This is a genomic window from Corallococcus sp. NCSPR001 (assembly GCF_017309135.1).
GTDB lineage: Bacteria > Myxococcota > Myxococcia > Myxococcales > Myxococcaceae > Corallococcus.
Genome location: NZ_JAFIMS010000002.1, coordinates 955,577 through 968,178, shown reverse-complemented (window position 1 = coordinate 968,178; position 12,602 = coordinate 955,577). Strand labels below are relative to the sequence as shown.

Annotated in this window: 11 protein-coding genes; 7 read left to right on the top strand and 4 right to left on the bottom strand. The window is 71.3% G+C overall.

Features of this window, described 5'->3' with window-relative positions; all coding sequences use genetic code 11:
* Window position 1: 1 nt before the first annotated feature.
* On the bottom strand, window positions 2-910 hold the full coding sequence (locus tag JYJ93_RS06060) for a LysR family transcriptional regulator (protein WP_206787220.1): 909 nt from the start codon (window positions 908-910) through the stop codon (window positions 2-4).
* 122 nt (window positions 911-1,032) lie between these two features.
* On the opposite strand from JYJ93_RS06060, the gene JYJ93_RS06055 reads away from it, so the two are divergent.
* Genes JYJ93_RS06055 through JYJ93_RS06045 form a run of 3 tightly spaced genes read left to right on the top strand, consistent with a single transcriptional unit; the run spans window position 1,033 to window position 4,953 of the window.
* Window positions 1,033-1,800, top strand: coding sequence for an SDR family oxidoreductase (locus JYJ93_RS06055; RefSeq protein WP_206787218.1), 768 nt, complete (start codon window positions 1,033-1,035; stop codon window positions 1,798-1,800).
* A 55-nt stretch (window positions 1,801-1,855) separates the two neighbouring features.
* Window positions 1,856-3,637, top strand: a complete 1,782-nt coding sequence (locus JYJ93_RS06050; protein ID WP_206787216.1) for a monovalent cation:proton antiporter-2 (CPA2) family protein — start codon at window positions 1,856-1,858, stop codon at window positions 3,635-3,637.
* An 11-nt stretch (window positions 3,638-3,648) separates the two neighbouring features.
* Window positions 3,649-4,953, top strand: coding sequence for a dicarboxylate/amino acid:cation symporter (locus JYJ93_RS06045; protein WP_206787214.1), 1,305 nt, complete (start codon window positions 3,649-3,651; stop codon window positions 4,951-4,953).
* A gap of 6 nt (window positions 4,954-4,959) precedes the next feature.
* Here the strand turns inward: JYJ93_RS06045 and JYJ93_RS06040 are convergent, their stop codons facing one another.
* The gene (locus JYJ93_RS06040) at window positions 4,960-5,382 is read right to left on the bottom strand and encodes a response regulator (RefSeq protein ID WP_242543683.1); all 423 of its coding nucleotides are present in this window, start codon (window positions 5,380-5,382) and stop codon (window positions 4,960-4,962) included.
* A 239-nt stretch (window positions 5,383-5,621) separates the two neighbouring features.
* On the opposite strand from JYJ93_RS06040, the gene JYJ93_RS06035 reads away from it, so the two are divergent.
* The 4 genes from JYJ93_RS06035 to JYJ93_RS06020 all read left to right on the top strand — a co-directional run bounded on the left by JYJ93_RS06035 (window position 5,622) and on the right by JYJ93_RS06020 (window position 10,730).
* Entirely contained in the window at window positions 5,622-5,816 is a 195-nt protein-coding gene (locus JYJ93_RS06035; protein ID WP_206787210.1) for a hypothetical protein, read from the top strand.
* A 100-nt stretch (window positions 5,817-5,916) separates the two neighbouring features.
* Window positions 5,917-7,395 (top strand): HAMP domain-containing sensor histidine kinase, encoded by a 1,479-nt coding sequence (locus JYJ93_RS06030; RefSeq protein WP_206787209.1) that lies wholly within the window; start codon window positions 5,917-5,919, stop codon window positions 7,393-7,395.
* Window positions 7,377-8,765 carry a sigma-54 dependent transcriptional regulator gene (locus JYJ93_RS06025; RefSeq protein ID WP_206787207.1) on the top strand — a complete coding sequence of 463 codons (1,389 nt, stop codon included), beginning with the start codon at window positions 7,377-7,379 and terminating at the stop codon, window positions 8,763-8,765. The genes JYJ93_RS06030 and JYJ93_RS06025 overlap by 19 nt, the downstream gene beginning before the upstream one ends.
* A gap of 447 nt (window positions 8,766-9,212) precedes the next feature.
* On the top strand, window positions 9,213-10,730 hold the full coding sequence (locus JYJ93_RS06020) for an ATP-binding protein (protein ID WP_206787205.1): 1,518 nt from the start codon (window positions 9,213-9,215) through the stop codon (window positions 10,728-10,730).
* 6 nt (window positions 10,731-10,736) lie between these two features.
* Here the strand turns inward: JYJ93_RS06020 and cheB are convergent, their stop codons facing one another.
* A complete protein-coding gene (gene cheB, locus JYJ93_RS06015; protein WP_206787204.1) occupies window positions 10,737-11,771 on the bottom strand; it encodes a chemotaxis-specific protein-glutamate methyltransferase CheB in 1,035 nt (344 codons plus the stop codon).
* Complete coding sequence (locus JYJ93_RS06010) at window positions 11,768-12,589, bottom strand: protein-glutamate O-methyltransferase CheR (protein ID WP_206787203.1); 822 nt, start codon at window positions 12,587-12,589, stop codon at window positions 11,768-11,770. The genes cheB and JYJ93_RS06010 overlap by 4 nt, the downstream gene beginning before the upstream one ends.
* Between the last annotated feature and the right edge of the window lie 13 nt (window positions 12,590-12,602).

Below are 12,602 nucleotides of genomic sequence, written 5' to 3'. Positions count from 1 at the left end.
TTCAGCGCCCCTTCCTCCTCGCGGGAGGGCGCGCGTGCTCCAGGAAGGCGCGCAGCGCGGGGGACACCCGCGCGCGGCTGGGGAAGTAGAGGAAGAGGCCCGGCACGGACGCGGCGTAGTCCTCCAGCACGCGGCGCAGCGTGCCCGCCTCCAGCTGCGCTTCCACCTGTGACTCCAGCACGTACGCCAGCCCCAGGCCGGCCTCCGCCAGTCCCAGCCAGACGCGCTCGTCATTGGTGGTGACGGTGCCGCGCACCGGCAGCCGCCACGTGCGCGGGCCCTTCTCCAAATCCCACGGCAAGAGCGCGCCGGTGTTGGACGAGCGGTAGGTGAAGCAGTCGTGCTGGAGCAGGTCCCGGGGCTTCACCGGCGTGCCGTGGCGCTCCAGGTACTCCGGCGCGCCCACCACGATGAAGCGGAACGGGGGCGCGATGCGCACCGCCACCATGTCCCGCTCCAGGTACTCCTCCAGCCGGATGCCCGCGTCGAAGCCCTCCGCGACGATGTCCGCCTTGCGGCTCTCCACCACCAGGTCCATCTCCACCTGGGGATGGCGCTCGCGGAACGAGGCCACGAGCGGCGTGAGCACGAAGGGCAGCGCGGTGGCCGGTAGCGTCAGCCGCAACGCACCCGTCACCTCGCCGGGCCGCGAGGACGCGTCCTTGAGCGCCCCCAGCGCCTGCGCCACGCCCGGCCCGGCCTGCTCCACCAGCCGCCGGCCCGCCGCCGTCACCGCCACGCTGCGCGTCGTGCGCGACAGCAGCGGCACGCCCAGCCGTTCCTCCAGTTGGCGCACCGTGTGGCTCAGCGCGGAGGCGGACACGCCCAGCTCCGCCGCCGCGGCCGTGAAGCTGCGGTGCCGCGCGACGGTAATGAACTGGTGCAAGGCATTGAGCGGGGTCAGGGCCATTCCTGAGTTTTCTTCAGGAGTCCATCCGGATTCCAGACCTACCCCCACAAGCGCCCGTTCCCTATCCCTTGTCCTGTCTCGCGAAAGCAGTCCCCTTCCCAAGCGCGAGCAGGAGTCCTGCCATGGCATCCCCCACCCTGCCCCTGTCTGGCCGCGTCGCCGTCATCACCGGCGCCTCCAGCGGCATCGGCGCCGCCACCGCCCTGCGCCTCGCGCGGGACGGCGCGAGCGTCGCCCTGCTCGCACGCAGCAAGGCGCGGCTGGACGCGCTCGCCTCCACCATTACGCAAGGGGGTGGCCGGGCGCTCGCCCTGGGCACCGACGTGGTGGATGCGAAGTCCGTGAAGGAGGCGGCGAAGGTCATCGCGGGCGAGCTGGGCGTCGTGGACCTGGTCCTCAACAACGCCGGCCTCATGCGGCCCACGCCCATGGAGGCACACCCCACGGAGGACTGGGAGCGGATGATTGATTTGAACCTGAAGGCCACCGTGCGCGTCGTGGAGACCTTCGTGGAGCCGCTGCTGGCGGCGGCGAAGGCGGGCGGGCGCTCGGACCTCGTCAACGTGTCGTCCGTGGCCGCGCAGGCGGTGTACGCGAACTTCAACGTCTACGGCGCCACCAAGGCCGCCGTCACCCACCTGTCCCGCCACCTGCGCGCGGAGCTGGGCCCCCGCTTCGTCCGCGTGATGGCCCTGGAGCCGGGGCTGGTGGATACGGCCCTGCACGACGGCAACACCGACCCGGGCGCGCGGGCCTGGCTAGACAGCGCCCGGAAGTCGCTCACCTGGATGTCCCCGGAGGAGGTCGCGGACATCATCGCCTTCGCCACCGCCCTGCCCCGGCACATCAACTTCCAGCAGCTCACCCTCATGCCCACCCAGCAGGCCTGAGCCGCGCCCCACGCCTGTTGCCGAGGTGGCCTTCAGCGTGCCATGCAGGCGCCTTATGTCCTTCCTGCATCAGGCGCTGGTGTTCCTGGCCGCCGCCGTCGTCGCCGTGCCCCTCTTCAAGAAGCTGGGGTTGGGCTCCGTGCTGGGCTACCTGGCGGCGGGCGCGGCCATCGGGCCGTATGGCGCGGGCCTCATCTCCAACGTGGAGAGCGTCCTCCACACCGCGGAGCTGGGCGTGGTGCTGCTGCTGTTCGTGATTGGCCTGGAGCTGCAGCCGTCGCGCTTGTGGAACCTGCGCCGCTCCGTGTTCGGCATGGGCGGCGCGCAGGTGGTGCTGACGGGGCTCCTGCTCGCGGGCGTGTCGAAGGCGCTGGGCCTGTCCTGGAACGCGGCCATCATCGCGGGCTTCGGCCTGTCGCTGTCCTCCACCGCGTTCGCGCTCCAGCTGCTTGGGGAGAAGAACCAGCTCACCACCGAGCACGGGCAACTGGCCTTCGGCATCCTCCTGTTCCAGGACCTGGCCGTGATTCCCCTGCTGGCCGCGCTGCCGCTGCTGGGCACGTCCGACACGCCATCCACGGAGCCCGGGTGGCTGATGGCCGTGAAGGCCGTGGGCGCGGTGCTGGTGGTGGTGGTGGCGGGCCGCTACCTCCTGCGCCCGGTGTTCCGCGCGGTGGCGTCCGTGCACAGCCAGGAGCTGTTCACCGCGACGGCGCTGCTCGTGGTCGTGGGCACCGCGTCGCTGGTCAGCGCGGTGGGCCTGTCCATGGCGTTGGGCGCGTTCCTCGCGGGCGTGCTGCTGTCGGAGTCCGAGTACCGCCACGAGCTGGAGGCGGACATCGAGCCCTTCAAGGGCCTGCTGCTGGGCCTGTTCTTCATCGCCGTGGGCATGTCCGTGAACCTGGCGCTGCTCGCGCGCGAGCCCCTGCGCGTGCTGGCGCTGGTGCTGGGCCTCACGCTCCTCAAGGCGCTGGTGCTGTACGGGCTGGGCCGCGTGGGGCTGAAGAAGCCGGGCTCCGCGGAGAGCCTGGCGGTGGTGATTTCCCAGGGCGGTGAGTTCGCCTTCGTCCTCTTCTCCCTGGCGGTGTCCTTCCACGTGATGGACCGCGAGCAGGCGGACCTGCTGGTGCTGGTGGTGGGCCTGTCCATGGTGGTGACGCCGTTCCTGTCCGCCATCCACGAGCGCTGGGTGGCGCCGCGCTTCAAGCACAAGGGTCCGCAGCGCGAGTACAACGTGGCCCCGGAAGAGGACCACCCGGTCATCATCGCGGGCATGGGGCGCGTGGGGCAGGTGGTGGCCCGCCTGCTGCGCGCCCGCCGCATCGGGTTCACCGCCATCGACGCGAGCGCGGAGCACATCGACTTCATCCAGCGCTTCGGCAACCAGGTGTTCTACGGCGACGCGTCCCGGCTGGACCTGCTGCGCGCCGCCCGCGCGGAGAAGGCGAAGGTGTTCGTGCTGGCCATCGACGACATGGCCGCGTCCCTGCGCACCGCGCAGATGGTGAAGGAGCACTTCCCGCACCTGACCATCTACGCGCGGGCGCGCAACCGCGAGCACGCGTACCGGCTCTTGGACCTGGGCGTCACCCACCTCATCCGCGAGACGTTCGACGCGAGCCTCACCATGGCCGGCGACGTGCTCCAGGAGCTGGGCCTCACCTTCGCGGAGGCCCGCCGCTCCGTGGAGCGCTTCCGCGAGCACGACGAGGCCCTGATGCTGGAGAGCGCCAAGGTCTTCAAGGACGAGAAGAAGATGATGGAGGTCATCGTCCGCGCGCGCCGTGAGCTGGAGCAACTGTTCGAGAAGGACGAAGCCGAGCAGAAGTCGGCCTGAGGGACACAGCCATGAGCGCCGACACGAAGCCCTCCTCCCGCCTCTACCTGTGGGTGCTGGCCGCCATCTTCGCGGGGGGCCTGCTGGGCCACTTCGCGCCGTCCACCGCGGTGAAGCTCAAGCCGCTGGGCGACGGGTTCATCGCGCTGGTGAAGATGCTCATCTCCCCGGTCATCTTCCTGACCGTGGTGCTGGGCGTGGCCAACGTGGCGGACATGAAGAAGGTGGGCCGGGTGGGCGGCAAGGCGCTGCTCTACTTCGAGGTCATCTCCACGTTCGCGCTCCTCATCGGCGTGCTGGTGGTGACGGTGCTCAAGCCCGGCTCCGGCTTCAACGTGGACCCGCGCACGCTGGACGCGAGCGCCGTGGCCCGCTTCGCCCAGCAGGCGCATGACCAGTCCACCCTGGGCTTCCTGCTGCACATCATCCCGCGCACCTTCGTGGACGCCTTCACCGGCGAGGGCGACCTGCTCCAGGTGCTGCTCCTGGCGCTGCTGTTCGGCTTCTCTCTGACGGCCATTGGCGCGCAGGCGAAGCCCGTGGTCGTCCTCTTCGAGGCGCTCTCCAAGGCCTTCTTCCACATGATTGGCGCGGTGATGAAGCTGGCGCCCATTGGCGCGGGCGCGTCCATGGCCTTCACCCTGGGCGCCTACGGCGTCACCAGCCTGGGGCCGCTCCTGCGCCTCATGGGCTGCTTCTACCTGGCGTGCGTGCTCTTCGTCGTCGTCGTGCTGGGGCTCGTCGCGCGGGCGACGGGCTTCTCCATCCTGAAGTTCCTGCGCTACATCCGCGCGGAGCTGTTCCTGGTGCTGGGCACGTCGTCGTCCGAGTCCGCGCTGGTGCCGCTGATGCAGAAGCTGGAGCGGCTGGGCTGCTCCAAGTCCGTGGTGGGCCTGGTGGTGCCCAGCGGCTACTCCTTCAACCTGGACGGCACCAACATCTACCTCACCATGGCGGCGCTGTTCGTGGCGCAGGCGCTCAACGTGGACCTGACGTTCACGCAGACGGCCACGCTGCTGGGCGTGGCCATGCTCACGTCCAAGGGCGCCTCCGGCGTGACGGGCGCGGGCTTCATCACCCTGGCCGCCACGCTGGCGGTGGTGCCGTCCGTGCCGGTGGCGGGGCTGGCGCTCATCCTGGGCATCGACCGGTTCATGAGCGAGGCGCGCGCGCTCACCAACTTCATTGGCAACGGCGTGGCCAGCATCGTCGTGTCCCGCTGGGAGAACGAGCTGGACCGCGAACGGCTGCGCGCGGAGCTCAACGGGCAGCCCGTCCCCGAGGTCCCGCCCGCCGACGCGGGGACGCCGGCCTGAGCCGGATCAGGGGCGCGCCACCGCGTCGCGCACCGCCTCCTTCAGCACGTCCAGGTCCACCGGCTTGTCGAGCAACCGGCGGGCGCCCAGCCGCAGGGCCTCCGCGTGCGTCTCCTCGTCCGCGAAGGCGCTGAGCAGCAGCACCGGGCACGCGATGCCCTGCGCGCGCAGCCTCCCGAGCGCCTCCAGCCCGGTGCGCCCCGGCATGCGCACGTCGCTGACGATGAGGTCCGGCGGGGCGAGCGAGCCTCCGTGGCCCTGCATCATCGTCACGTAGTCCCCCAGCTCGAAGCCGTCCTCCACCTCCACCACCGTGTAGCCCGCGCGCTTGAGCGTCCGCACGAGCATGGCGCGCATCGCGTCGTCGTCCTCGGCCACCAGGATGCGCGGGGCGTGCGTGGCTTCTTCTCGCGGAGGTGCGTTCGTCATTTGATTGCGGAGGAGCATGGCGCATGCCACGTGCCCTCAAGAGACGTGGATCCGTCATGTCGCGTGGGGCTCCGGGGCATCCTGCCCCCGCCGGGGCAATGTGCCCCAGGCATGCATGGACATCGTGCCCCGCGTTGGCAGCCCCCCGCTCTGGGGCGCGTGTTGGCATGGCCAATGCTCTAGCCCCGGTCAGCCCGCACGCCACTCCACACCTCGCGGGTCTGATTCGGAGTCTCTCCATGAAGCGCACTTCCGCCCTGGTCCTCGGCCTGTCCCTGTCCCTCGCCTCCATGGGCGCGTTCGCCGCGGCCCCCAAGCCCGCCAAGAGCGCGCCCACCGCCCAGGCGAAGGCCGGCACCAAGGCGAAGAAGGCGAAGACGGGCACCTCCCAGAAGGCCCCCGCCGCTCCGGCCGAAGGCTCGAGCAGCAACTAGCCACACACTGTCGTGACGCAGCACCCGCGGTACCCGTAGCGTACCTCCCCGGTCCGTGTGTTCCTTCCCCCTCACGCACGAACCGGGGGTTGCCTCTTCCGTGAAGCTCGCTCGCAAATTCACCCTGGCCCTCGTGCTGCTCGCCGTCGCGGTGATGGCCGGGCTCCAGGCGTTCCAGGTCAACCGGGAGCTCGCCCGGTCGGAAATCGACACGCAGCACGACCACCGCCTGCTCGGGCACACGCTGGCCGGCTCCATTGGCAAGGCGTGGCAGCTGGCGGGCGAGGCCGAGGCGCTCACGCTCCTCAACCAGGCCAACCGCTTCCAGGAGCAGGTGCGGCTGCGGTGGGTGTGGCTGGATGGCGGCCCGGGCTCCGGCTTCGCGCCGGCGCTGCCCCCGACCCTGCTGCTCAGCCTGCGCGCGGGCAACGACGGCTGGCTGATGGACACCACCACCAGCCCGGGCGTGCTGCGCTCATACACGCCGGTGTTCCTGGGCCGGCGCATGGGCGCCATTGAAATCACCGAGTCCATGTCCGAACAGGAGATGCACGTGCGCACCACCGTGGTGGGCACCTTCATCGCCACGGCGGCGCTCTCCCTGTTCTTCCTGTTGGCCGCCATGGCCATGGGCCGCAGGCTGGTGGGCCGGCCCGTGGAGCAGCTGGTGCATCTGGCCGGACGGATTGGCGAGGGCGACCTCACCGCGCGCGTGCCCCTGCGGCGCGAGCAGGGCGATGAGCTGACGACACTGGCGGTGGCCATGAACCGGATGGGTGAGCAGTTGGAGGAGACGCGCGCGCGGCTGGCGTCGGAGACGGCGGCGCGCCTGCGCACGGTGGAGCACCTGCGGCACGCGGACCGGCTCACCACGGTGGGCAAGCTCGCGTCCGGCGTGGCGCACGAACTGGGCACGCCGCTCAACGTCGTGATGGGCCGCGCGAAGATGGTCTCCTCCGGCGAGGCGGAGGGCGACGAGGTGAACGAGTGCGCCCGCATCATCTTCCAACAGGCCCAGCACATGACCGGCATCATCCGGCAGCTGCTGGACTTCGCCCGGCGCCGCACGCCGTCCCGCGCGCCAGAGGACCTGTCCCTGCTGGCGGAGCGCACGCTGTCCCTGCTCAAGCCCATGGCCACCAAGCGGGGCGTGACGCTGTCCCAGGAGGTGCCCGCGGGCTTCACCGTGGAGGTGGACGCGGGGCAGTTCCAGCAGGTGCTCACCAACCTGGTGATGAACGGCCTCCACGCGATGAACCGGCCCGGCACCCTGCGGGTGCGCTCGCAGGTGCTGCGCGCCACGCCGCCCGCGGACGTGGGCGGCCCGGAGCAGGACTGGGTGCGGCTGGACGTGGAGGACGAGGGGACGGGCATCCCCGCGGACGTGCTGCCCCACGTCTTCGAGCCCTTCTTCACCACCAAGGACGTGGGCGAGGGAACGGGGCTCGGGTTGTCCGTCTCCTATGGGATGGTGCGGGACCACGGCGGCTGGATTGACGTGAAAAGCGAGCCGGGCCGTGGGAGTTGTTTCTCCATCTACCTGCCGCCGGGGACACACGCATGCCAGGCCGCATCCTGATTGTCGAAGACGAGCGCGAGATGCGCGCCATGGTGGAGAAGGGCCTCCAGCGCCGGGGCTTCCAGCCCGTGGCCGTGGCCGCCGCGGACGAGGCGCTCCAGAAGCTGTCCGTCGAGGACTTCGACACCGTCCTCACCGACCTGCGCATGCCCGGCATGGACGGCCTGGCGCTGTGCGAGCGCATCATGCTCAACCGGCCGGACATCCCCGTCGTCGTCGTCACCGCCTTCGGCAGCCTGGAGACGGCGGTGGCCGCCATCCGCGCGGGCGCCTACGACTTCATCACCAAGCCCATCGACCTGGACGCGCTGGTGCTGGTGCTGGAGCGCGCCGTGCAGCACCGCGCCCTGCGCGCGGAGGTGCGCCGCCTGCGCCAGGCCCTGGACCAGCGCCAGGACGACGGCGCGCTCGTGGGAGAGAGCCCCGCGCTCAAGCAGGCGTACGCGCTCATCGACCGGGTGGCGGACGTGGACGCCACGGTGCTGATTACCGGCGAGAGCGGCACGGGCAAGGAGGTCGCCGCGCGCGCGCTCCACGCGCGGGGCCGGCGCAAGGAGGGGCCCTTCGTGGCCATCAACTGCGCGGCCATGCCGGAGCAACTGCTGGAGAGCGAGCTGTTCGGCCATGCCAAGGGCGCCTTCACCGACGCGAAGGCGTCACGCACGGGCCTGTTCGTGAAGGCGAACGGCGGCACGCTGTTCCTGGATGAAGTGGGCGAACTGCCCATGACGCTCCAGCCGAAGCTCCTGCGCGCGTTGCAGGAGCGCGTGGTGCGCCCGGTGGGCGGGGACACGGAGACGCCCTTCGACGCGCGCATCGTCGCGGCGACCAACCGCGACCTGGAGCTGGCGGTGGAGGAGAACCGCTTCCGCGAGGACCTCTACTACCGGCTCAACGTCATTGGCCTGGAATTGCCCCCGCTGCGCGCGCGCGGCAACGACGTGCTGCTGTTGTCCCAGCGCTTCGTGGAGCAGTTCGCGTCCCGCACGGGCAAGAAGGTGGTGGGCCTGTCCCCCGCGGCGGCGCAGCGCCTCTTGGCCTACGGGTGGCCGGGCAACGTGCGCGAGTTGCAGAACTGCATCGAGCGCGCCGTGGCGCTCACGTCCTTCGAACAGCTCACGGTGGATGACCTGCCGGAGCGCATCCGCAACTACAGCACGCCGCGCGTGGTGCCGGAGAACACGGACCCGTCGGAGCTGGTGACGCTGGAGGAGCTGGAGCGCCGCTACATCCACCGCGTGCTGGAGGCGGTGGGCGGCAGCCGCACGCTCGCCGCGCGCATCCTGGGCGTGGACCGCAAGACGCTCTACCGCAAGCTGGAGCGCGGGGACGCCGAGGCCCGGGAGGCTCGGGAGGCGAAGAAGCCCTGAGCCGGGGGGAACGGGACCCACCGCCCCCGGGTGGCGTCCACCCCGTTTTCCCATCCCCTGGGAAGCCCTGGAGCATCCGCTCCGGCCACAACCCTCCGCCCGGGGCACAAGTCGCGGGTCACCCCTCGGGGCGGGCCCCCGCTTTGCTTTTCGCGGGGTATGGTTCCGGGAGGATGCGCCCCGGCCCCGTCCCAACCCGAGTCTTCTGTCTCATGGCGGACCTCGCGCGCGGCGGGGGCGACAAGAACAACACTGACCCGTTTCCTCCTGGAGGTTCCTCCCTACCCTCGGAAATCCACGAGTCCTTGTTTCGCGTAGACAGGCGGTCAGGACGCCTTTCGCCGTCCTGGTTCCGTGTTCCGGCGTTGAAGCCGGGCACGCTCCGCGGCACCGCTGTGTTTCCCACCTGAAGGAACCCGCTCCCCGTCGCACCCCGACGACCCACCGATGGCCCAAGCTCCCGCCCGCCCGCGTTCCCGTCCTTCCGCCCCGTCCCCGACGGAGGCCTCTGGCCCGGGTCTGCAAGCGCTGCTGGAGGCGCTGCCAGAGGCCTTCCTCGGCGTGGACGCGGGCTGGCGCATCACCTGGCTGAGCCGGCGCATGCGCGAGCTCCTGGGGGCCCGCGTCCAGCCGGGCGATGACCTGCGCAAGAAGGTGGCGGACGTGCTGGGCCTGGGCCCGCACCTGCGCCTGGACGTGCCCGCGACCGAGCAGCCCTCCGCCGAGTCCTACGAGCACCGCTGGCACGAGGGGGGCCTCTGCTTCGAGGTGAGCACCCGCCCCGTGGACGGCGGCCTGCTGGTGCACTGCCGCGACATCTCCCGCGAGTTCCAGGCCCGCCACGAGCTGCAGCGCGTGGGGCAGCTCTTCCAGGCGGTGATGGAGGGCACCACCGACGCCATCTACATCAAGGACATGGAGGGCAGGTACCAGGTCATCAACTCCGCGGGCGCGCGCGCCGTGGGCCGCACCGTGTCCGAGGTGCGCGGGCGCACCGACGCGGAGCTGTTCCCGCCCGACGAGGCCCGCGTCAACACGAAGCACGACCGGGACGTGCTCAAGGCGGGCCACCCCCTCACCTACGAGGACACGCAGCGCGACCCCGGCGGGGACCCGCGCGTGTGGATGTCCACCAAGGGCCCGCTGCGCGACCCGGAGGGCCACGTGTTCGGCCTGTTCGGCATCAGCCGCGACATCACCCAGCGCAAGTGGGCCGAGGACGAGGTGCGCCGGCACGCCGAGTTCCAGGAACACCTGATGGGCATCATCAGCCACGACATCCGCAGCCCGCTCGGCGCCATCATGAACTGGTCGCGCGTGCTCGCGGCCGGCGGACCCGCCGAGGAGACGGCGCGCACCAGCCAGCGCATCGCCACCGCGGCGGTGCGCATCGAACGGCTGACGCGCCTGCTGCTGGACTTCACCCGCGCGCGGCTGGTGGGCGGCGTGGTGATTGAACCGCGCGGCACGGACACGCAGGAGCTCCTGGCCAAGGTGGCGCACGAGTTCCGCGTGGCCTTCCCCAAGCGCGACATCGTCGTGGAGCACAAGGGCAACACGCAGGGGCACTGGGACCCGGACCGCCTGGCGCAGGTGGTGTCCAACCTGGTGGAGAACGCCCTCAAGTACGGCCCGGCGGACGCGCCCGTGCTGCTGTCCACGCGCGGGCTGCGCAACAAGGTGGTGGTGACGGTCCACAACCAGGGCCGCCCCATCCCGGAAGCCACCCTGCCCCACCTCTTCGAGCCCTTCCGCCAGGGACCGCAGCAGACGCGCACGCTGAAGATGAGCTACGGCCTGGGGCTCTACATCGTGCGCGAAATCGTGCACGCCCACGGCGGCACCATCGACGTGACGTCCACCGAGGACGACGGCACCACCTTCACCGTCACGCTGCCGCGCCGCGCGCCGCCCCGCAAAGGGCCGCCGCCGGAGCCGCCTTCGCCCCCCTCGCACCGCGCCTGAGGCCCGTCAGACGAAGCGCGAGAGGAGCGGCACCAGCGCGTCCAGCGGCGCGCTGCCGTTGGACAGGCCGGCCTCCGCCACCGCGCGCGGCATGCCGTACACCACGCAGGAGGACTCCGCCTCCGTGAGCACCACGCCGCCCGAGGCGCGCAGGGCCCGCGCGCCCTGGAGCCCGTCCTCGCCCATGCCGGTGAGGACCAGCCCCAGCGCGTCCTTGCCCCAGACCTCCGCCACGCTCTGGAAGAGCACGTCCACGGAGGGGTGGTGCGGGGTGCCCAGCGGATGGCGGTCCAGCCGCACCAGGTTGAGCGCCCCGTGCCGCGCCACCTTCAGGTGGTGGCCCGCGCGCGCCAGCACCGCGCGGCCCGGCACCAGCTCCATGCCGTCCGCCGCCTCCACCACCTCCAGCGCGCTCTGCGAGTCCAGCCGCTTCGCCACGGCCTCCGTGTAGCCGGCGGGGATGTGCAGCGCGAGCACCACCGGCGCCGGGAAGTCCCGGGGCAGCGCGGACAGCAGCCGCGTCAGCGCCTGCGGCCCGCCCGTGGACGTGCCCACCGCCAGGAGCTTCGTCGACGTCGCGGGCAGGGGCGACTTGGGGGACAGGGCGTTCGCGGCCTCCGCCAGCTCCTGCTGGTAGCGCGGCACCGCGCGCCCCGCGACGCGCACCTTCTCCACCAGCTCCGCGCCCAGCTCATAGAGCCGGTCCGTGGCGAGCGCCGTGGGCTTGTGCACCATGTCCACCGCGCCCGCCTGGAGCGCGGCCACCGCCAATTCACTGTCCGTGCCCGCGCTGCTCACCACCACCACGCGCGGCGCGTCCGGCATGCCGGACAGCGCGCGCAGGAAGCCCGTCCCGTCCAGCGACGGCATCACCAGGTCCAGGGTGATGACGTCCGGCTTGAGCTCCGCCACCCGCTCCAGCGCGTCCAGGCCGTCGCGCGCGGTGCCCACCACCTCCAGCCCCTCCGCCTCCGACAGCACCTTGCGCAGCACCTTGCGCGCGAACGCCGAGTCGTCCACCACCAGCACGCGCAACGTCATGAGTCCGCCTTGCTGTAGAAGAACGCGCCGCGGCGCTCCTCGCAGCGCAGCGCCGTGCCGAAGCGCATCAGGGATTCGGAGGTGCCCACCACCAGGTGCCCGCCCGGCCGCAGCGCCCGGGTGAGGCCATCCACCACGCGGCGCGCGGTGTCGTCCTGGAAGTAGATGAGCACGTTGCGGCAGAGGACGGCGTCGCAGCCGCCACGCTCCGGGTAGCCCTCCGTGTCCACCAGGTTGAGCTGGCGCCACTCCACCCGGGCCATCAGGTCCGGCCGCACGCGGGGACGTCCGTCCACCATGTCCAGCCAGCGCCCCATCACGCCCGGGGGCAGCGCGCGCAGGCAGCGCAGGTTGTGCTCCCCCGCCTTCGCGCGCTCCAGCGCCCTGGAGCTCAGGTCCGTGGCCAGGATGGACACGTCATTCAGCACGCCGCGCGAGTCCAGCAGCATGGCCAGCGTGAGGGGCTCTTCACCGGTGGAGCACGCCGCGCACCACACGCGGGGCTTCCTGCCCGCGCGCACCTCCGGCACCAGCAGCTCGTCCACCAGCACCTCCAGCGCCTGGGGCTCGCGGAAGAAGTACGTCTCGTGGACGAGCAGCGCCTCCACCAGCGAGTCCAGCGTCTCCGGCCCCTTCGGGTCGTAGCGAAGGTAGTAGTAGTAATCGAGCAGCGAGTCGAACCCGGCATCCAGCGCCCGGGTGGACAGCTTCTCCGCCAGCAGGTCCCGGTCCTCGGGCCCGTAGTGCAGGCCCGAGCGCTGCTCGATGAGCATGGAGAGGATGGCCAGGACCTGCGGTGACAGCGGCAGCGTGCTCATGGGCCGTGGGTGT

Excerpts from the sequence above, each read along its gene's own strand:
- JYJ93_RS06045 (WP_206787214.1), top strand. The coding sequence starts at position 3,649 with ATGAGCGCCGACACGAAGCCCTCCTCCCGCCTCTACCTGTGGGTGCTG.
- JYJ93_RS06035 (WP_206787210.1), top strand. The coding sequence starts at position 5,622 with ATGAAGCGCACTTCCGCCCTGGTCCTCGGCCTGTCCCTGTCCCTCGCC.
- JYJ93_RS06050 (WP_206787216.1), top strand. The coding sequence starts at position 1,856 with ATGTCCTTCCTGCATCAGGCGCTGGTGTTCCTGGCCGCCGCCGTCGTC.
- JYJ93_RS06020 (WP_206787205.1), top strand. The coding sequence starts at position 9,213 with ATGGCCCAAGCTCCCGCCCGCCCGCGTTCCCGTCCTTCCGCCCCGTCC.
- JYJ93_RS06060 (WP_206787220.1), bottom strand. The coding sequence starts at position 910 with ATGGCCCTGACCCCGCTCAATGCCTTGCACCAGTTCATTACCGTCGCG.
- JYJ93_RS06055 (WP_206787218.1), top strand. The coding sequence starts at position 1,033 with ATGGCATCCCCCACCCTGCCCCTGTCTGGCCGCGTCGCCGTCATCACC.
- cheB (WP_206787204.1), bottom strand. The coding sequence starts at position 11,771 with ATGACGTTGCGCGTGCTGGTGGTGGACGACTCGGCGTTCGCGCGCAAG.
- JYJ93_RS06040 (WP_242543683.1), bottom strand. The coding sequence starts at position 5,382 with ATGACGAACGCACCTCCGCGAGAAGAAGCCACGCACGCCCCGCGCATC.
- JYJ93_RS06010 (WP_206787203.1), bottom strand. The coding sequence starts at position 12,589 with ATGAGCACGCTGCCGCTGTCACCGCAGGTCCTGGCCATCCTCTCCATG.
- JYJ93_RS06025 (WP_206787207.1), top strand. The coding sequence starts at position 7,377 with ATGCCAGGCCGCATCCTGATTGTCGAAGACGAGCGCGAGATGCGCGCC.